The sequence below is a fragment of the Streptomyces sp. NPDC001093 genome, from assembly GCF_040298985.1.
Lineage (GTDB): Bacteria > Actinomycetota > Actinomycetes > Streptomycetales > Streptomycetaceae > Streptomyces.
Genome location: NZ_JBEPBF010000166.1, coordinates 1 through 19,001, shown reverse-complemented (window position 1 = coordinate 19,001; position 19,001 = coordinate 1). Strand labels below are relative to the sequence as shown.

Here is a 19,001-nt window from a genome sequence, read left to right as displayed (position 1 = left end):
CGCGCCGTCGGCCGTCCGCCGCAGCGGGCCCGGCGCCAGCGCGCTCGGCGGAGCCGGTACGACGGACTCGGGCGCCTCTTCCGGCTCGGCGAGCGCGAGCCGCAGCGCGCCGAGCCGCACCCCGGGCAGCCCGTCCGCGGCCGCGCGTTCCAGTACCGCCGCGGCCGCGGCCTCCGCGATCCAGACCCCGTCGGGCGGCCCGCCGAGCGGCAGCAGCCTGCCCAGCCCGACCTGGCGCCGAACCACCTGTGTCCACCGATCCGCCGTCATTCCTCCAGCCTGCCGTATCACCGGCGCGCGGTCGGGGAACCTTGCTTACGGTGGACGAAGGACGATCGAAGGGGACGACCGAAAGGGACGTACGGCGATGACCGACATGACGACGACCCCCGAAGGCGACCAGGAACCACAGGTCTCGACCCGCAAGGCGACCCGGCGCGGCGGCGGCGATCCCGCGACCCGTGGCCGGACGACCATCGCCGACGGCGTCGTGGAGAAGATCGCCGCTCTCGCGGCCCGGGACGTGGTCGGCGTCCACGCCCTGGGCAGCGGCCTGGCCCGCACCTTCGGCGCCGTACGCGACCGGGTGCCCGGCGGCTCCAAGTCGGTCACCCGGGGCGTGAAGGCCGAGGTCGGCGAGGTGCAGACGGCGCTCGACCTGGAGATCGTCGTGGACTACGGCGTCTCCATCGGCGATGTCGCCCGCGCCGTGCGGGAGAACGTGATCGCCGCCGTGGAACGCATGGCCGGACTCGAGGTGGTCGAGGTCAACATCGCGGTGAGCGACGTCAAGCTGCCCGAGGAAGAGGAAGAGGAACCGGAGCCCCGGATCCAGTGAGACCCGGTCCCGGACCCGCACGCCTGACGAGCCGACGAGCTGACGAGCTGACGAGCTGAGGAGCGCTCCATGAGCATGGCCGTGATCGGGATGATCGCCGGAATGGCCTTGGGCTTCGCCGGGTACTTCGGCGGCTTCGGTGCCTTTCTGCTGGTGGCGGCCCTGGGTGCGCTCGGGTTCGTCGTCGGCCGGTTCGCGGAGGGCGACCTGGAACCGGGTGAGTTCTTCCGCACCCGAGGCGACCGGCGCGAGCGGCGGCGGTGACCGGAGGTGAGTGCCGAGACCGGCGCGGCGCGCCCGCCGTCGGCCCTCGTGCCGCCGGGCGAGCGCGGCGCCACCCGGATCGCCGACCGGGTCGTGGCGAAGATCGCCGCCCAGGCCGCCCGCGAGGCGCTGCCGCCGCCGCCCGCCGAGGCGGCCGCCCCCCACGCCACGGTCGTCGTCCACCAGCAGGCGGCCCGCGTCCGCGTGCACCTCGAACTCGGCTACCCCGGCGACATCGGCGCCCACTGCGCCGCCGTGCGTCGCCATGTCGCCGAGCGGGTAGGCGCGTTGGTGGACATGGCGGTGCCCGAGGTCGCGGTCCAGGTCGAACGGCTGCACCCGGCACCGCACGGGAGGGCGTGATGAACGAACCGCAGCCGACCACCCCGACCCTCGACAAGGACCCCGGCACCACGCCGCCCGCCCCCGCCAAGGGTAGTGGCCGCTTCTGGTCCCCGCGCCGCGTCCCGGCCGCCGTCGTCGCGGCGCTGCTGCTGGCCGGCGCCGGCCTGCTGCTGTACGACATCGTCGCCGTACGCGCCCACCACCCCGCGATGCACTGGCGCCGCGCACTCGCCCGGCAACTGGCCGGGCGGCCCCTGGACGACACCTGGGTGCTGACCGGCGCGGCCGTCGCGGTCGCACTCGGCCTGTGGCTGATCACCCTCGCGGTCACACCCGGCCTGCGCGCACTGCTGCCCATGCGGCGCCCGCACCCCGATGTCCGCGCGGCACTCCGGCGCGAGGCCGCGGCGCTCCTTCTCCGCGACCGGGCCATCGACGTGTCCGGGGTCCGTTCGGTCCGGGTGCGCATGCGCCGCACGAAGGCCGACGTCCGTGCCGTCTCGCACTTCCGTGACCTGGACGACGTACGCGCCGACCTGGACACCGTGCTCACGGACGCGATCCGGGGCCTCGGCCTGGCCCGGCCGCCCACGCTGTCGCTGCGTGTGTCCCGGCCCGGGCGGAAGGGGTGAGGACGGATGCGCACCGGCGGTCTCAACCGCGTCCTGCTGGGCCTCGTCGGCCTGCTCCTCCTCGCGCTCGGCGGCGCGGTCCTCGCCGTCGGCCTGGGTGCGCCGCCGCCCTCCTGGTGGATCCACATCGGCCCGCACGACGTCCTGCTCACCAAGGCCGAACGCACCCACTGGCGCGGCACGAGCTGGTGGTGGCCGACGGTCGTCGCCGCCCTCGCCGTCGTCGTCCTGCTCACCCTGTGGTGGCTCACGACGGTCCTGCGCCGCCGCCGGCTGACCGAGATCGTGATCGACACCGGCGACGACGCGTCCGCCCTCCTGCGGGCCAGGGCCCTGGAATCGGCCCTGGCCCAGGACGCCGTACGGCAGGAGGGCGTGGCTCACGCGGAGATCCTCCTGCGGGGCCGCCGTACGACGCCCACGGCACGGGTGTGGCTCCGGCTGGAGCCGTACGTGGACCCGGCAACGGCCCTGACCGGGTTCACGGCTCAGGCATTGGCCCATGCGCGCGAGTCGGCGGGCCTGCCGTCACTTCCGGCAGAAGTACGGCTGGGGTCGGTCAAGCACCGTGCGGAAAGGGTCACTTGAACGCCGGCGGCGGCCTTCGGAACCGTCAGAACCCGTGCCGCATCCCGCCGTCCACAGGCACCATGACCCCACTCAGATAGGAGGCGGCCGGAGAGAGCAGGAACGCCGCGACCTTCCCGAACTCCTCCGGCGTCCCGTACCTCCGCAACGGAATCCGGGACTCGTTCGCGGCCCGGGTGGCCTCGGGATCGGCGGACAACGCGTCCAGTTCGCGCACGCGATCGGTGTCGATGCGCGACGGCAGCAACCCCAGCACCCGGATCCCGCGCGGCCCCAGCTCGTCGGCGAGCGACTTGGCGAACCCGGCGAGCCCCGGCCGCAGCCCGTTGGAGATGGTCAGGCCCGGAATCGGCTCGTGCACCGACGCGGACAGCACGAATCCGATCACCCCGCCCGGCTCCAGCTCGGCGGCCGCCGCGCGAGCGAGCCGCACCGCACCGAGGAACACCGACTCGAACGCGTCGCGCCACTGTTCGTCGGTGTTGTCCGCGACGAACCCCGGCGCCGGCCCGCCCACGCTCACCAGCACGCCGTGGAACGCGCCGAAGGCGTCCCGGGCGGCCGCGATCAGCCGCTGCGGCGCCTCGGGGTCGGCGTTGCCCACGGCCACGCCCACCGCGTTCGGGCCCAGTTCGGCGGCGGCGTCGGCCACTCGCTTCTCGTCCCGCCCGCTGATCACGACCTTCGCCCCGTCGGCGACGAGTTCCCGCGCGGCGGCGTTGCCGAGTCCGCGGGTCGCCCCGGTGACGACGTACACCCGGTCCTTCAGTCCAAGATCCATGGCCCCTATCCTGCCTGGTCGTCCCGGAACAGCGTGAGGGCGGTGTTCACCAGCGCGATGTGACTGAAGGCCTGCGGGAAGTTGCCCAGGTGGCGGCCGTCGACGGGGTCGTACTCCTCGGCCAGCAGTCCCACGTCGTTGACCAGGCCCACCAGCCGGTCGAACAGCTCCCGCGCCTCGTCCTTGCGTCCGGTCAGATGGAGCGCGTCGGCCAGCCAGAACGAGCAGGCCAGGAAGGCGCCCTCGCCGCTCGGCAGCCCGTCGATCACCGAGTCCTCGGTGTCGTACCGGCGCAGGAAGCCGCCGTGCCCGAGGCCGTCGCGGATCGCGTCGACCGTGCCGACCACCCGCGGGTCGTCGGGCGGCAGGAAACCGACGCGCGGGATGAGCAGCAGCGCCGCGTCGAGTTCGCGGGAGCCGTAGTACTGGGTGAAGGTGTTGCGCTCGGGGTCGAAGCCCTTCTCGCACACCTCCCGGTGGACCTCGTCGCGGAATCCGCGCCAGCCCTCCAGATCGCCCTTGAGGTCCTCGTACTGCTCCAGCGTCTTGACGGCCCGGTCGGCGGCCACCCACACCATCACCTTGGAGTGCACGAACTGCTGCCGGCCGCCGCGCACCTCCCACAGGCCCTCGTCCGGCTGCCGCCACGCCGACCTCAGGAACTGCATCAGGGCGCGCTGCATCGCCCACATGTGCGGCCGCGGGGGCAGGCCGGAGCTGCGGGCCAGCGCGAGGGAGTCCATCACCTCGCCGTACACGTCGAGCTGGAGCTGTTCGACGGCGCCGTTGCCGATCCGTACGGGGGCGGAGTCGGCGAAGCCGGGCAGCCACGACAGCTCCATCTCCGGCAGCCGCCGCTCGCCCCCGACGCCGTACATGATCTGCAGGTCGGCCGGGTCGCCCGCGACCGCGCGCAGCAGCCAGTCGCGCCAGGCCGAGGCCTCGTCGTGGTAGCCGGCGTTGAGCAGTGCGCCGAGGGTGAGGGTGGAGTCGCGCAGCCAGCAGTACCGGTAGTCCCAGTTGCGCACCCCGCCCGGCTTCTCGGGCAGCGAGGTGGTCGCCGCGGCCACGATCCCGCCGGTCGGGAGGTAGGTGAGGGCCTTGAGGGTGATCAGGGAGCGGACGACCTCGTCCCGGTAGGGGCCCTGGTAACGGCACTGCCGGGCCCAGCCCTGCCAGTCGGTGACGCTGCACTCCAGGCCCTCGAAGGGGTCGTTGAGCGGCGGGCGCTGCTCGTGCGAGGGGTGCCAGGTGAGCACGAACGCGACCCGCTCGCCCTCGGCGACGGTGAACTCCGAGTGGGTGCCGAAGTCCTCGCCCCAGGTGCGCACGGCGGGCTCGGAGCGCAGCCAGACCGAGTCCGGGCCCGCGACGGCCACCCGGTGCCCGTCCGCGCGGCGCACCCACGGCATGATCGAGCCGTAGTCGAAGCGCAGGCGCAGGGTGCTGCGGACGGTGACCCGGCCGCTGACGCCTTCGACGGTGCGTACGACGTCGGGGGCGCGGTCGCGCTGCGGCATCAGGTCGGTGACCCGGACCGTGCCGTCGGGGGTCTCCCACTCGGTGTCGAGGACGAGGGTGTCGGGCCGGTAGGCGCGGCGCGTGCAGGTCTCTGCTCCCTCGGGGGCGATCCGCCAGTAGCCGTGGTCCTCGTCGCCCAGCAGCCGCGCGAAGCAGGCGCCGGAGTCGAAGCGGGGCAGGCACAGCCAGTCGATCGAGCCGTTCTTCCCGACCAGCGCGGCGGTCTGCTCGTCACCGATGAGTGCGTAGTCCTCGATGCGCGCGTTCACGGGATCCGGTTTCCCGGCGGACCAGAGGGCCAATCAGGTGGTGCGCCGGGGGAGTGACGTGGTCCCGTGGGGCGCGGGTTCCCGTGGGCGCGGTTTCCCGCGGGCCGTGGCTTGGAGCCGCCGGCCCGGTCACACCGTGGCCGGTGCGCTCTCCTCCGGCTTCGCCTCCGCCGCCGAGGCCTCCTCCCGGTCGCGGATCTCCCGGCGGACCAGGAACCACCAGCCGACCGGCACGCCCGCGGCGAACAGCCACCACTGGATCATGTACGCGTAGTTCAGCGGGGCGTCCTCGCTGCCGGGGTCGGAGATCTGCTCCGGGCCGCCCTTGGGCGTGGGCGCCGTCTGCTCGACGTAGCCGCCGAGCACCCGCGCGCCGAGCCGGTGCGCCTCCTCCGCGCTGTTGATCAGCATGATCTGCCGGTCGGGGAGGCCCTTGACGTTCTTGATGCCGCTCGCCGCGGTCGTCTCGTCGGCCATCAGCCGCCCGGTGACGGTGGTCCGGCCGGACGGCGGGGCGGGGATCTTCGGGAAGGCGGTCTGGGCGCCGTTCGCGGGGATCCAGCCGCGGTTGACGAGGAGGATCCTGCCGTCCGTGAGGACGAGCGGGGTGAGCACATGGAAGCCGACCTCGCCGTCGGAGTTGGTCCGGCGCCGGACCACGACCTCCCGGGCGGGGTCGAAGGTGCCGGTCGCGGTGACCGTGCGGTACTTCTCGGTGCGGGTCACGGCGTGCCCGGGAGAGGTCAGCCGCTCGACCGGGACCGGCCTGGAGTGCAGCGCCGAGGAGACCAGGTTGTTGCGCGCGGTGCGCTCCTCGTACCGGTGCTTCTGCCAGAAGCCCAGCCTGATCATCGTCGGGATCAGCGCGATCGCGACGATGCTGAGGATGACCCACTGGCGGGACAACAGGAAGCGGTAGCGGTGCACCCCACGACGGTACATCCGGGCCGTGGGGTGCATTCAGGCGGGTACCGGGTCACACCCGGTCGACGATGCCCACCTTTCCCTCGGCGCGGGCGCAGTGGGCCCCGCAGTAGAACCGGCCGTCGGCCTCCACGCCCTGGCCGATGATCTGCACCCGGCAGTGCTCGCAGATGGGGGCCATCCGGTGGATCGCACAGGAGAAGCAGTCGAAGACGTGCACCGAGCCCTGTGCGTGGACCTCGAAGGTCATTCCATAGTCATTGCCGCAAACTTCGCATTTCGCCATGCGCCACAGGGTGATCCGTCACCGTCGCGCGGGCGAGCGGCCGCCGGGTGAGTCGTCCGGCAACCACCCGTTCGTACGATTTCCTGCCGGTTCGGTGGCGTGCTTTCGTGCCGCTATCCGTCGGCGGGCTCGACGTCCCGCAGCAGCTGCCCGAACGCGGCCTCGTCCACGATCGGGGTGCCGAACTGCCGCGCCTTGACCACCTTGGACGTGCCCGAGTCGGGGTCGTTGGTCACCAGCAGGCTGGTCAGCCGGGAGATGCTGGACGCCACGTGCAGACCGGCCTCGGTGGCCCGGTCCTCCAGTAGCTCGCGCTCGACGGAGGTGTCTCCGGAGAACGCCACCCGCATGCCCTGTTTGAGGCGTTTGCCGTCTTCATAGCGACCCGGGTTGGGATAGGGGCATGCGGGCCTTTTGCGGGAGGGGCGCCAACTGGTCGTCCGGTAGCCGCCGTAACCGCCGGAACCGCCGTGTCCGCCGGTCGACTGCCGGGGCACCGAACGGTCCGACCACTCCGTCAGCGGCCTGCACTCCAGCAGTGGCAGCCGGACGCCGCCCGCCGCCGCGGCCCGCAGACTCGGCCGGAACGCCTCCGCCAGCACGCGCGCGTCGTCCAGCGCGTGGTGCGCCCGCTGCTGTACGACGCCGTAGTGCGCCGCCAGCGACTCCAGCTTGAAGTTGGGCAGCGGCAGCCCCAGCTCCTTCGACAGCGCGATGGTGCACAGCCGCTGACGCACCGGCGCCTCGCACTCTGCGCGCGCGTACTCCCGCGCGATCATCTGCCAGTCGAAGACGGCGTTGTGCGCGACCAGCACCCGGCCGTCCAGCCGGGCCGCGAACTCCTCGGCGATGTCCGCGAAGAGCGGCGCCCCCTCGAGCACCTCGCTCGTCAGACCGTGTATCCACACCGGTCCCGGATCGCGCTCCGGGTTGACCAGCGTGTACCAGTGGTCCTCGACCTCGCCGCGCTCGTCCAGCCGGTAGACGGCCGCCGAGATGATCCGGTCGTCCCGGGCCAGGCCGGTGGTCTCCACGTCAACGACCGCGTATCCCTTCGGATACGCGGCCGGCCACTGGGTGGGGGAGGACACTGCGGTCGCACGGTCTTCGAGCATGGTCATTGAGGATACGGGCCGCGACTGACACTGCTGACCTTCAGGTGCCGGTCCCGCCCGCCGGACCCGTCCAGGTGCGCGGGCACCGCACACGCGTGCGTGCTCTGTCCGCTGCGCCACGCGCGCGTGCCCGTGCCCGTGCTGCTCAGCCGGCCGAGTCGCGTGGGTGAATGGGCGACACGCCGGCCGGTGTCAACAGCGACCGCACCAGCGCCCGTACGGCCGTCAGGAACAGCCGCTCGGTGTCCACCGGCCGGGCCAGCGCACGCGCCAGCGCGGGGTCGTCCCCGGCGGTCTCGGCGCTCCACAACTCCTCCTCGCCGGGACGCTGCACCGGGGCCCGCTCGCGATTGCGCTCCACCAGCACATGCCCGACGACCTGGAACTGCACCGCCCGGACGAACTCGGCGACCCGCGCGCCGCGCAACCCCGCGGCGTGCGCCTCGTGCACCAGAACCCGCTGCGCGGGCAGGAACATCCGCTCGGTCAGGCCCCGCTCGTGCACCAGGGCCACCAGATGTGGATGGTCGCGCAGTTGCCGGCGCAGGTCGCGCGCGACACCGACCACGCGCTGCTCCGGCGTGCGTCCGGACGGGCGGATCTCGCCGAGCTCGGCCATGGTTCGCTCCACCAGGGCGTCGAGCAGCGCCTCACGCCCGCCGACATGCCAGTAGATCGACGTCACGGCGGTGCCCAGCGCCGCGGCGAGGCCCCGCATCGTGAGCGCGTCAGGCCCGTGCCGCTTCACCAGAGCGGCAGCGGCGTCCAGCACCGCCTCCCGGGTCAGCGCACTCCTTGCCCCGCTCGTCATGATCCCCCCAACTCCCGTCCGTACGCGTGTCTTTACCCTGCACGGGGACTGCTGTAACAGTGTTACAGGTGACGGTTCGTCAGGAATGGCATGGCCGGAAGAAGGGCGGTACGACGCATGGGACGCGTACGGTACGGAGCACGGACCGAGCGGGAGATCGCCGTGACGCGCACCGCGAGCGCGCGGCTTCCCGACATCTGGTCCACCGGGGTGGTGGCCGTCTGGGAGACCGACCCGGACGCGGTCGCCGCGGTCCTGCCGCCACCCCTGAAACCCACCGGCAGTCCGCTCGTCCGGGTGAACATCAGCAAGGTCGACCTGCCCGGATACCCGCTCGGCGCGGGCTCGTTCGCCGTCGCCGCCGCGCACGGCACGGTCGAGGGCTGGTACCCGCTGGTCATGCCGATGACCCACGAGCGCGCCCTCACCGGCGGGCGCGAGGTCTTCGGCGAGCCCAAGAAACTCGGCGAGGTGACCGTCGAGCGCGACGGCGCGGGCGTGCGCGCGTCGATGAGCCGGCACGGCATCGCGTTCGTCGAGGTACGCGGCACGGCCGACGCCGAACTGCCGCTGCCGGAGCCGTCGCGGAAGACCGACTTCTACTTCAAGTTCCTTCCCGCCGTGGACGGTTCCGGCTTCGACACCGACCCGGTGCTGGTCCACTGCGTGCGCCACGAGCGGGTGCGGCGGCTGGAGCGGGTCACCGGGGAGGTCGTCCTGCGCGAGTCGGCGTACGACCCCGTGGCCGACCTTCCGGTGCTGCGCCTCCGTGAGATCACGGTCGGCGAGAAGACCAGCGACCAGAGCGGCCGGGTCGTCGAACGGGTCGACGCCCAGGCCCTGTTGCCGTACATCCACCAGCGCTACGACGATCCGCTGCAGATCCTCGACGGACCGCCGGAGTTCGCGCCGCCCGAGGGGAGCGTGTGATGGACCTCCAGGCCGGACAGGTCGCCGTCGTCACCGGCGCGGCGAGCGGGATCGGGCTCGCGATGGCCCGGCGGTTCGCCGCCGAGGGCCTGAAGGTGGTCCTCGCCGACGTGGAGGAGGCCGCCCTGGACAAGGCCGCGGCCGGCCTGCGGGCCGAGGGCGCCGACGTGCACGCGCGCGTGGTCGACGTCGGCGAGCGCGCCCAGGTCATGGAGCTGGCCGAGGCGGCGTACGGCACCTACGGCGCCGTGCACGTCCTGTGCAACAACGCGGGCGTCGGCTCGGGTGCCGAGGGCCGGATGTGGGAGCACGACCCGAACGACTGGCGGTGGGCCTTCGCCGTCAATGTGTGGGGCGTCTTCCATGGCGTCCAGGCGTTCGTGCCCAGGATGATCACGTCGGGTCAACCCGGTCATGTGGTCAATACATCCTCCGGCGACGGCGGCATCGCGCCCCTCCCGACCGCCTCCGTGTACGCGGTCACCAAGGCCGCCGTCGTCACCCTGACCGAGTCCCTGTACGCGCACCTGAAGGCCGAGCACGCGCGCGTGGGCGCCTCGGTGCTCTTCCCGGGCCCGCACATGCTGCGCACCGGTCTGTGGGAGTCGCACCGCAACCGCCCCGCCCGCTATGCCAAACAGCGCCCGCGCAGGACGCCGTACCGCAGCCTCGACCAGTGGGAGGCGGCGATGCGCGCGGCCGGCCAGGAGGTCCGCTTCACGCCGGTCGAGGAGGTCGCCGGACTCGTCGTGACCGGCATCCGGGCCGACCGCTTCTGGCTGCTGCCGCAGAGCGAGCACAGCGACGCGCAGATCCGCGCCCGCGCCCGGTCGATGCTGGACCGGGCGAACCCGTCGTACCTCGAAAGCTTCGTCCTGGACTGAACCGAGAGGAGGCCCTGGTGAGCGCATACGACGACCCGTACCTGATCATCTCCTCCGACTGCCACGCCGGACTGCCCACCGAGGAGTACCGGCCCTATCTGGAGTCCCGTTTCCACCGGGACTTCGACGAGTTCCTCGCGGGCCAGGGCCGGCGCCGCGAGGAGATGACCCGGCTCGGCATCCGCAACGAGACCTTCGCCGACCGGTGGTTCCGCGACAACGAGGAAGGCCTGCGCGGGGGCTGGGACACCGCACAGCGCCTGAAGGAGCTCGACGGGGACGGCGTGGCCGCAGAGGTGGTCTTCCCGGACGCCGACGCCGTCGACAGCCGCACCGCCGCCCCCTTCGGCGTGGGCCTCGGCCTGAGCGGCGACCAGGACCCGGAGCTGGGCATGGCGGGCGCGCGGGCGCACAACCGCTGGCTCGCGGACTTCGTCTCCGAGCACCCCGAACGGCACTGCGGTGTCGCCCTGCTGCCGGTCACGGCCCCCGTCGAACAGGTCGTGGCCGAGATCCAACGGGCCCGGGAGTCCGGCCTCGGCGCGCTGATGATCCCGGCCATGTGGGCGGACAAGGCGCCGTACCACGACCGCCGTTACGACCCCGTGTGGGCGGCCGCCGCCGAGTGCGGCATGCCGGTGCTCACCCACTCCGGCGCCGCCCCGCGCGAGGAGTACGGCGACCACCTCGGCATCTATGTGAGCGAGGTGACCTGGTGGCCGGCCCGGCCGCTGTGGTTCCTGCTCTGGTCCGGTGTCTTCGAACGCCACCCCTCCTTGCGCTTCGGCGTCGCCGAGTCCGGCTGCTGGTGGCTGCCGAACCTGCTGTGGTTCATGGACCGCCTCTACCTCGGCGCGCACGGCGGCAAGAAGCTCTCCCCGTTCGAGGAGCTCAGGCGCCCGCCGCACGAGTACCTGGACCGGCAGGTGTTCGTCTGCGCCACCAACACCAAGCGGCGCGAGCTGGCCCAGCGCTACGAGATCGGCGTCGACAACATCCTCTGGGGCAGCGACTTCCCGCATCCCGAGGGCACCTGGCCCGACACGCGCGCGTGGCTGCGCCGTACCTTCCACGACATCCCCGTCACCGAGACCCGCCGTATGCTCGGCCTCGCCGCGGCCGAGGTCTTCGGCTTCGACGTGGACAAGCTCGCTCCCCTGGCCCGGCGCATCGGGCCGACCCCCGCCGACCTCGGCCAGCCGGCCGGCCAGAGGGCCGTCGAGGCGTCCTGGGCGCGCTCGCGCGAGACGGGCCGCCACTGGCTGACCGGCCACGACTTCCCGGTGCTGGGGACCGGCCCCGGCTTCTCCGCAGGGGGAGCGCCCGCATGAGCGACGACCGGTACACCGTCATCTCCGCCGACTGCCACGCCGGCGCCGACCTGCTGGACTACAGGCCCTACCTGGAGAAGCGGTACCACGACGACTTCGACGACTGGGCGGCCACCTACGTCAACCCCCACGCGGACCTGCTCGCCGACTCCGCCGACCGCAACTGGAACTCCGAGCGGCGCCTCGCGGAACTGGCGGCGGACGGGATCGTCGCCGAGGTGATCTTCCCGAACACCATCCCGCCGTTCTTCCCGTCCGGCTCGCTGATGACCCAGCCGTCGAACGCCGGGGAGTTCGAGCGCCGCTGGGCGGGCCTGCGCGCCCACAACCGCTGGCTCGCGGACTTCTGCGCCGCCGCGCCGGGCCGCCGCGCGGGCGTCTTCCAGATCCTGCTCGGCGACGTCGAGGAGGCCGTCAGGGAGATCCGCCGGGCCGCCTCGGCGGGCCTGAAGGGCGGCCTGATGCTGCCCGGCACCCCGCCCGGCTCGGGGCTGCCCGAGCTGTACTCGCGGACGTACGACCCCATCTGGGCCACGTGCGCGGAACTCGGCGTCCCCGTCAACCACCACGCCGGCTCGGCCTCCCCGCCGCTCGGCGACGAACCGGCCGCCCGCGCGGTGTTCATGGTGGAGACCACGTGGTTCTCCCACCGCGCCCTGTGGCACCTGGTGTTCGGCGGCGCCTTCCGCCGGCACCCCGAGCTGAAACTCGTCCTGACCGAGCAGGGGTCGGGCTGGATCCCCGGGGTGCTCGGCATGCTGGACTACTACCACGGCCGCCTGGTCGCGGCGGCCACGAAGGCCGGCACCGCCGAGGCCAGGTTCGGCGTCGGTCTGGCCGACGGCATGGGCGCCGCACCCTCGCGGGTGTGGCGGGACAACTGCTTCGTCGGCGCCAGCTTCATGCGCCCGCACGAGGTGCCGCTGCGGGACCGCATCGGCGTCGACAAGATCATGTGGGGCAGTGACTACCCGCACGACGAGGGCACCCATCCCTACACCCGTGAGGCCCTGAGGTTCGCCTACGCGGGCGTGCCGCGCGAGGAGGTCGCGGCCATGCTCGGCGGCAACGCGGCCCGCGTCTACGGCTTCGACCTCGCCCTCCTCGACACCCTCGCGGCGAAGGTGGGCCCCGCGGTGGCGGAAGTCGCCGAGCCCCTGACGCAGTCACCGGCGGACGCGACCAGTCCGGTGTTCGCTCGGGGGGCCTCACTGCGGGTGTGGTGATCTGGAGGTGGCAGCCCCGGGAGTGCGATCCTCCCTGCTGTGACGGAACCCACCCACGAAGAGGCCCACGGGGGCGCGCTCGGCTCGCGGCTGAACTGGCTGCGGGCCGCCGTGCTCGGCGCGAACGACGGCATCGTCTCCACCGCGGGCATCGTCGTCGGCGTGGCCGGCGCGACCCAGAGCCGGTCCGCGCTGCTCACCGCCGGACTGGCCGGCCTGCTCGCCGGGTCGATGTCCATGGCGGCCGGCGAGTACGTCTCCGTCTCCACCCAGCGCGACTCCGAGATGGCCGCGCTGGCCGTGGAGAAACGGGAACTGCGCGAGCAGCCCGAGGCCGAGCTGCGGGAGCTGACCACACTGCTGGAGGAACGCGGACTGTCCCACGAGGTGGCCCGGGAGGCCGCCGAACAGCTCACCGCGCGGGACCCGCTCAAGGCCCACGCGCGCGTGGAGCTCGGTATCGACCCGGAGGACCTCACCAACCCCTGGCACGCGGCCTGGGCGAGCTTTCTGGCCTTCACGGTGGGCGCGCTGCTGCCGCTGCTGGCCATCGTCCTGCCCCCGGCCGGCTGGCGGCTGGGTGTGACCGTCGTCTCCGTCCTGGCCGCGCTCGTCCTCACCGGCTGGACAAGCGCGCGGCTCGGCGCCGCGGACCCGAAACGCGCGGTGCTGCGCAACGTGGTGGGCGGGGCGCTGGCGATGGCGGTCACCTATGCGGCGGGCAGCCTGCTGGGCGCGGCGGGCGTCTGACGCGCGGACCCTGGGCGCGCAGCCCGGGCCGGTGACGGCGTACCGTGTGGTGCGCTCGACCACCCCCTGAGCACACCGCACCATCCCGCACGAGAAGGACCCTCGCCATGCGCGCCACCACCATCCACGCCCCGTTCGACATGCGTGTGGAGGACGTCCCCGAGCCCGTGGTGCAGCTGCCCACCGACGCCGTCGTGCGGGTGCTGCGCGCCTGCATCTGCGGCAGCGACCTGTGGGCCTACCGGGGCGAGGCGGCCCGGCAGCCGGGGCAGCGCATCGGACACGAGTTCCTCGGGATCGTCGAGGAGACCGGCTCCGAGGTGAGCACCGTCAAGCGCGGTGACCTGGTGGTCGCGCCGTTCATGTGGTCCGACGGCGTCTGCGGCTACTGCCGCGAGGGCCTGACGACGTCCTGCGAGCACGGCGGTTTCTGGGGCTCCGTCGGCTACGACGGCGGCCAGGGCGAGGCCGTGCGCGTGCCCTTCGCCGACGGCACCCTCGTCCAGCTCCCCAAGGACGCCGCCTCCGACGACCACCTGCTGTCGGCCCTGCTGACCCTCTCCGACGTCCTCGGCACCGGCCATCACGCCGCCCTCGGCGCGGGCGCCCGCCCCGGCGCCACGGTCGCCGTCGTGGGGGACGGCGCGGTCGGCCTGTGCGCGGTGCTGGCCGCCAAGCGGCTGGGCGCCGAGCGGATCATCGCCCTCGGCCGGCACGAGGTCCGCACCGACATCGCGCGCCGCTTCGGGGCCACCGACGTCGTCGCCGAGCGCGGGGACGCGGCCGTCGAGGCCGTCCGAGAGCTCACCCGCGGCCAGGGCGCGCACGCCGTCGTGGAGGCCGTCGGCACCGAGCAGTCCATGCGGACGGCCGTCAACATCACCCGCGACGGCGGCGCGATCGGCTTCGTGGGCGTGCCGCACGGCAGCGGCACCGGCCTCGACCTCGGCGTCATGTTCGACCGGAACATCGCCCTGCGCGGCGGCGTCGCCCCGGTCCGCGCCTACATCCCGGACCTGCTCCCCGACGTCCTCGACGGCACGATCGACCCCTCGCCGGTGTTCGACATGACGGTGGACATCGAGGGCGTGCCCACGGGCTACAAGGCGATGGACGAGCGCACCGCCCTCAAGGTCCTGGTCACCAACGACCGGTGACCCGCTAGGTCCAGCGGATCGGCAGCGGCAGCGCCGTGAGCAGACCCGAGACCGCGACGACCGCGCCCAGGGCGATCAGCTCGGCCCGCGCGGGCGCGCACGCGGTCAGCGGGTCGGCGGCGCGGCGCAGCCGGATCCGCGCCCACAGGGCGAGCAGCGCGACGGCGGCGACCAGGAACACCTTGGCCAGCAGGGTGCGTCCGTACGCCGTCGTCGTCAGCTGGTCCAGGATGGTGGCCGACGGCATGCGGCGCAGCGAACTGCACACGCCCGTCGCGGTGATGGCGGCGAGCAGGACGGCCGCCACGCGCGCGTAGAGGCCGAGCAACGCGGCCCCGGCGGGGCTGGCGCGCCACAGCCCGATCAGCCGCAGGGTGTGCAGCAGACCGCCGGTCCACAGCGCCGCGCACGCCAGGTGCACCAGTGTCAGGGCCGAGCCGATCAGCGGGCTCTGCTCGGTCGCGGGGTGGGCGCGCAGTGCCTCCGCTACCACCACCGCGGCCGGCGGCCACACCCGGGCCGCCGGACGGCGCAGGAACGCGCACAGCGCCGCCAGCAGAAAGGCGTTGACCTCCAGCAGGGCCAGCCGGCCGTCGCGGGAGCCGTACAGGCCGCCGACGTCGATCTGGCCGAGGCGGTGCGGGATCAGGTTGCCGGCGGACACCACCGAGGCGAGCGCCAGCGCGGCGACGAAGCCTGCGCTGGTGGCCAACGGGGTCCAGCTGTGCGGTCGTTCGGGCGGAACACCGGGCAGGCGCCGGGCGAGCCGGTGCACGAACAGCTCGCCGAGGGGCACGCTCAGGGCCGCGAACAGCACCGCGCGCAGCAGCCCGATGCCGCCGGCCCCCGGCGCGGCGGCCTCCCCGGTGCCGTGCAGCGCCGCCGACGGCCCGAGCAGCGGGATCAGGGCGCCCAGCGCTACCAGGATCAGGAGGGCGACGGCCCGGCCGGTGCCCAACCGCCGGGCGGGGCCCTCTTCGCCGCTCGCCTCGGCGGTCGGTCGTATCAAGCTCACCCCGTGATCTTCGCCAGCAGCCGCAGAACCGGGCAAGTCCCGGAAAACAACTGGCAGTACGGAATTCCACGCATACATACGTTTCCGGCCGCCCGCGCACTCACCTGTTCCGGGCCGCGAGCGCTCACCGCCAGCGGGCGCCGTCCGACCCCCACGGCACCGGAGGCCGCGCCCAGTCGGCGGGGCCGCCCGTGAAGGACACCGGCGGCAGTGCGTGCCGCAGCCGGCCGAGCGCGCTGTCCGTCTCGGCCAGCCAGGCGTCCGGGCCGTCGTACGGCGCACCGGTGGCCGCGGTCGGCCGGATCCCGTCGGTCAGCCAGTGCGCGGTCCGGGCCAGCGCCAGCCGCACGAGGCGGCCGCCCCCGTCGTACGACTGCTCGGTCAGCGCCCGCAGTACGGCCGCGGCCAGGAGATAGCCGGTGCCGTGGTCCAGTGCCTGCGCGGGCAGTGCGCCGGGCGCCTCGGCGGAGCCCTCGGTCGCGGCGATGCCGGTCGCGACCTGCACCAGGCTGTCGAAGCCGCGCCGCCCGCCCCAGGGGCCGTACGCGCCCCATGCCGAGACCTGCGCCACGACCAGTCCCGGCCGGCGCGCGAACAGCGCCTCCGGCGCGAGCCCGAAGCGGTCGAGGGTGCCCGGCCGGTAGCCGGTGACGACGACGTCGGCCGTGGCCAGCAGCTCCTCGAAGGTGTCGCGGTCGGCGGTGAGATCGAGCAGCGCCGACCGCTTGCCGAAACCCGTGTCGGCGTGCTGGTCGGGGAGTTCGGGCAGCCAGGGGGCGTCCACGCGGAGCACGTCCGCGCCGAGCAGGGCGAGGGTGCGGGTGGCGACCGGGCCGGCCAGGACCCGGGTCAGGTCCAGCACGCGCAGGCCTGCGGCGGGCAGCAGGGGAGCGGCGGCGGGATCGAGCGGGGTGAGCACGCGCGCGTGCGTGGAGCCGAGGCGTTCGCGCTCGACCAGCGGGCGTGCGGCCATCTCGGCGGCCTGCCCGGTGGCCGCCCACTCCTTCGGGCCGCGCAGGGCCACGGCGAGGCCGCCGGCGCCGCAGACCGCCTCCTCGACCTGCGCCGCGGACCCTTCGGCGATCCGGCCGGCCACCGCCTCCGCCGAGGCGTCCTCCGGCAGGCCCAGCGTGCCGAGCAACCGGGCCCGGTGGTGCGGGTAGTTGGCGTGGGTGCGCACCCAGCCGTCCGCCGTCCGCCAGAACCGCGACAGGGGTGCGAAGGCGACCGGCGTGCGCCCGTCCACCTGGAGCAGGCGCTCGCTGTGGAAGGCGGCGGCGACCGCCCCGTCGTCGACCCGGACGCCGGGCACTTCGCCGCGTCCGGAGCGGCGGGCCGCCAGTTCCGCGGCGGCCAGCGCACAGACGCCGACGCAGGCACGGGCGAGCTCGCGTACGGGAAGGCGCGCCGGGAGCGCGCCCTCCCGCACCACGGTGGTGAGCCGCGCGAGGTGGGCGGGGTCGCCGCCCAGCGCGGACCAAGCGAACTTGATAGCAGTCATGACTGCACTATGCAGTATTGACTGAATCAATATACTGTCCCAGTCCGGCCCTACTTGGTCACCGCGGCCAACGCGTCCACCGTGCCGAAGCCGTAGAAGCCGTTGACGCGCTCGCCGCCGACGCACGTCGCGTCCACGACCCCGTCACCATTGCCGTCGTAGGGTTCGCTCGGGCAGCCCGGGTTGTCCGCCTCCGCCTTCAGCAGGGCCTGCAGCTGGGCCGGAGTGGCGTTCGGATGCGCCGACTTCAGCAGCGCGGCCACCGCGGCCACGTGCGGGGAGGCCATCGAGGTGCCCTGGAGGAAGCCGTACTGGCCGTTCGGCAGCGTGGACAGGATGCGGCCGTTCTTCGACGGCGTGTCCGGGATCTGGTACTTGTCGCCGCCCGGCCCCGCCACGTCGATCACGCCCAGGCCGTAGCTGGAGTAGTACGACTTGGTGCCCTTCACGCCGACCGCGCTCACCGTCACCACGCCGGGCAGCTGGGTCGGCACGTCGAAGCACTCGTGCGGGTCGACCGTGCGGCTCGTGCCCGTCGAGTCGTCGGGGCTGGAGCCGTCCACGAGCGCGTGTGCGTCCAGGTCGTCGTTGGAGTTGCCCGCGGAGGCCACATTGAGCGTGCCCTTGCGCTGCGCGTACATCTGGGCTCTGTTGACCGCGTCAACGATGGCACGTTGATCCGGATCGTCCATGCAGTTGTACAGCCACGGATCAACGTAGTAGCTGTTGTTGGTGATCTGTATGCCGTGGTCGGCGGCGAACACGAAGGCGCAGACCACGCTCTCCGGGTAGAACAGCTGCGTCGAGTCCGGCTGGGCCACCGTGATGCTCGCGACCTTCACGCCCGGCGCCACACCGGCCACGCCTGTGCCGTTGCGGGCCGCGGCTATCTCACCGGCCACGTGGGTGCCGTGGTAGTGGTTGGCGTCCGCCGGGCGCCACGCGCCGTAGGCCGTGTCCGCCTTGCCGCTGACGCAGTTCGCCGACTGGGAGGCGGAGAAGTTCGGGGCTATGTCCGGGTGGGTGTCGTCCACGCCCGTGTCGATGACACCGACGGTCACTCTGCTGCTGCCCGGGTTGATCCGCGCGGCCCGGTCGGCGCCGATCGCCCGCAGGTCCCACTGGTCCGCCTCGAGCGGCTCCTCGCCCGGGGTCGCGGCCTTGGCGAGCTTCGCGGCCTCCGCCGTGGAAAGGACCTGCACCGCACCCTCGTCGGTCGTCCCCGCGGCACTCAGCGGCGCGGTACGCGTGGCACCCGCCGACTCCACCCCGCGCACCGCGCGCATCCGCGCGGCGAAGTCCGCCGTCGCGGAGTGGACGACGATCACACCGATTCTGTCGTAACTGGCCACCACCGAGCCGCCGTTGTGGACGATCTCCCGCTGCACGGACTCGATCGTGCCGTGATCCGTACGGGTGTTGACCACGTACGCGAGGTTCGGCTCGCCGTCCGCAGTCCGTGCCGCCCGGGCCGTGCCGGGCGCCGCGGAGGCCGCCGCCGGCAGCAGGCCGAGCGAGGCGGTCAGCGACAGCACGACGGGCACCGCGAGCGCGAGCCGGCGTCTGGAACGCAGATGAACCATGGGATCTCCACTTCATCCGGATACGAAACCGCCCGAGACGCAGAGGGTGCTCGGGCAGGTACATGACGCGTGGTGCAGGCAGAAGCCAACCCCACGGCTCACTGGGCGGCAATGTCTTGGCAATGGCTCGCCAAGACCGCTTGCGAAACAACTCATAGCTTGAGCTTTAACCTCCGACGTCGAATGGTGCGTCGAACTTGATCACTCGGTCTGGTATCCGCCGTACGTGAAGGCGGCCTTCGCCTGAACA

The 19,001-nt window shown here is 73.1% G+C and carries 20 protein-coding genes and 1 pseudogene; 11 read left to right on the top strand and 10 right to left on the bottom strand.

Features of this window, described 5'->3' with window-relative positions; genetic code table 11:
* Positions 1–270, bottom strand: a pseudogene (locus ABT288_RS44625) (nucleopolyhedrovirus P10 family protein); the annotation flags it as partial.
* A 97-nt stretch (positions 271–367) separates the two neighbouring features.
* Between ABT288_RS44625 and ABT288_RS44620 the strand changes: the two are divergent.
* From ABT288_RS44620 to amaP, 5 genes are all read left to right on the top strand, one after another.
* Positions 368–838 carry an Asp23/Gls24 family envelope stress response protein gene (locus tag ABT288_RS44620; protein ID WP_351621164.1) on the top strand — a complete coding sequence of 157 codons (471 nt, stop codon included), beginning with the start codon at positions 368–370 and terminating at the stop codon, positions 836–838.
* A 69-nt stretch (positions 839–907) separates the two neighbouring features.
* Positions 908–1,102 carry a hypothetical protein gene (locus ABT288_RS44615; protein ID WP_351621161.1) on the top strand — a complete coding sequence of 65 codons (195 nt, stop codon included), beginning with the start codon at positions 908–910 and terminating at the stop codon, positions 1,100–1,102.
* A gap of 6 nt (positions 1,103–1,108) precedes the next feature.
* Entirely contained in the window at positions 1,109–1,465 is a 357-nt protein-coding gene (locus tag ABT288_RS44610) for an Asp23/Gls24 family envelope stress response protein (RefSeq protein WP_351621158.1), read from the top strand.
* Positions 1,465–2,079, top strand: coding sequence for a DUF6286 domain-containing protein (locus ABT288_RS44605; RefSeq protein ID WP_351621155.1), 615 nt, complete (start codon positions 1,465–1,467; stop codon positions 2,077–2,079). The genes ABT288_RS44610 and ABT288_RS44605 overlap by 1 nt, the downstream gene beginning before the upstream one ends.
* Before the next feature lie 6 nt (positions 2,080–2,085).
* Positions 2,086–2,667, top strand: a complete 582-nt coding sequence (amaP, locus tag ABT288_RS44600) for an alkaline shock response membrane anchor protein AmaP (protein ID WP_351621152.1) — start codon at positions 2,086–2,088, stop codon at positions 2,665–2,667.
* A 25-nt stretch (positions 2,668–2,692) separates the two neighbouring features.
* Here the strand turns inward: amaP and ABT288_RS44595 are convergent, their stop codons facing one another.
* The 6 genes from ABT288_RS44595 to ABT288_RS44570 form a co-directional block, all read right to left on the bottom strand.
* Positions 2,693–3,448 (bottom strand): SDR family oxidoreductase, encoded by a 756-nt coding sequence (locus ABT288_RS44595; RefSeq protein ID WP_351621149.1) that lies wholly within the window; start codon positions 3,446–3,448, stop codon positions 2,693–2,695.
* A gap of 5 nt (positions 3,449–3,453) precedes the next feature.
* Positions 3,454–5,238, bottom strand: a complete 1,785-nt coding sequence (locus tag ABT288_RS44590; RefSeq protein ID WP_351621146.1) for a glycoside hydrolase family 15 protein — start codon at positions 5,236–5,238, stop codon at positions 3,454–3,456.
* A gap of 129 nt (positions 5,239–5,367) precedes the next feature.
* Positions 5,368–6,180 (bottom strand): SURF1 family cytochrome oxidase biogenesis protein, encoded by an 813-nt coding sequence (locus tag ABT288_RS44585; protein WP_351621167.1) that lies wholly within the window; start codon positions 6,178–6,180, stop codon positions 5,368–5,370.
* Positions 6,181–6,214: 34 nt separating this feature from the next.
* The gene (locus ABT288_RS44580; RefSeq protein WP_153535354.1) at positions 6,215–6,448 is read right to left on the bottom strand and encodes a metallothionein; all 234 of its coding nucleotides are present in this window, start codon (positions 6,446–6,448) and stop codon (positions 6,215–6,217) included.
* A 113-nt stretch (positions 6,449–6,561) separates the two neighbouring features.
* Positions 6,562–7,563: a DEDDh family exonuclease gene (locus tag ABT288_RS44575; protein ID WP_351621143.1), complete on the bottom strand. Its 1,002-nt coding sequence runs from the start codon at positions 7,561–7,563 to the stop codon at positions 6,562–6,564.
* A 145-nt stretch (positions 7,564–7,708) separates the two neighbouring features.
* Positions 7,709–8,374 (bottom strand): TetR/AcrR family transcriptional regulator, encoded by a 666-nt coding sequence (locus ABT288_RS44570; RefSeq protein WP_351621140.1) that lies wholly within the window; start codon positions 8,372–8,374, stop codon positions 7,709–7,711.
* Between the two features lie 117 nt (positions 8,375–8,491).
* Here ABT288_RS44570 and ABT288_RS44565 point away from each other — a divergent pair, with 117 nt between their 5' ends.
* From ABT288_RS44565 to ABT288_RS44540, 6 genes are all read left to right on the top strand, one after another.
* Complete coding sequence (locus ABT288_RS44565) at positions 8,492–9,304, top strand: acetoacetate decarboxylase family protein (protein WP_351621137.1); 813 nt, start codon at positions 8,492–8,494, stop codon at positions 9,302–9,304.
* Entirely contained in the window at positions 9,304–10,188 is an 885-nt protein-coding gene (locus ABT288_RS44560) for an SDR family NAD(P)-dependent oxidoreductase (protein ID WP_351621134.1), read from the top strand. The genes ABT288_RS44565 and ABT288_RS44560 overlap by 1 nt, the downstream gene beginning before the upstream one ends.
* A 17-nt stretch (positions 10,189–10,205) precedes the next feature.
* On the top strand, positions 10,206–11,519 hold the full coding sequence (locus ABT288_RS44555; RefSeq protein WP_351621131.1) for an amidohydrolase family protein: 1,314 nt from the start codon (positions 10,206–10,208) through the stop codon (positions 11,517–11,519).
* Complete coding sequence (locus ABT288_RS44550; protein WP_351621128.1) at positions 11,516–12,745, top strand: amidohydrolase family protein; 1,230 nt, start codon at positions 11,516–11,518, stop codon at positions 12,743–12,745. The genes ABT288_RS44555 and ABT288_RS44550 overlap by 4 nt, the downstream gene beginning before the upstream one ends.
* A gap of 39 nt (positions 12,746–12,784) precedes the next feature.
* Positions 12,785–13,495 carry a VIT1/CCC1 transporter family protein gene (locus ABT288_RS44545; protein ID WP_351621125.1) on the top strand — a complete coding sequence of 237 codons (711 nt, stop codon included), beginning with the start codon at positions 12,785–12,787 and terminating at the stop codon, positions 13,493–13,495.
* Positions 13,496–13,602: 107 nt separating this feature from the next.
* Positions 13,603–14,652, top strand: a complete 1,050-nt coding sequence (locus ABT288_RS44540; RefSeq protein ID WP_351621122.1) for a zinc-dependent alcohol dehydrogenase family protein — start codon at positions 13,603–13,605, stop codon at positions 14,650–14,652.
* 4 nt (positions 14,653–14,656) lie between these two features.
* Here the strand turns inward: ABT288_RS44540 and ABT288_RS44535 are convergent, their stop codons facing one another.
* From ABT288_RS44535 to ABT288_RS44525, 3 genes are all read right to left on the bottom strand, one after another.
* Positions 14,657–15,667 carry a CopD family protein gene (locus ABT288_RS44535; protein ID WP_351621119.1) on the bottom strand — a complete coding sequence of 337 codons (1,011 nt, stop codon included), beginning with the start codon at positions 15,665–15,667 and terminating at the stop codon, positions 14,657–14,659.
* Between the two features lie 124 nt (positions 15,668–15,791).
* Positions 15,792–17,168 (bottom strand): CoA transferase, encoded by a 1,377-nt coding sequence (locus tag ABT288_RS44530; protein ID WP_351621116.1) that lies wholly within the window; start codon positions 17,166–17,168, stop codon positions 15,792–15,794.
* 50 nt (positions 17,169–17,218) lie between these two features.
* On the bottom strand, positions 17,219–18,751 hold the full coding sequence (locus tag ABT288_RS44525; protein WP_351621113.1) for a S8 family peptidase: 1,533 nt from the start codon (positions 18,749–18,751) through the stop codon (positions 17,219–17,221).
* Positions 18,752–19,001: the final 250 nt, after the last annotated feature.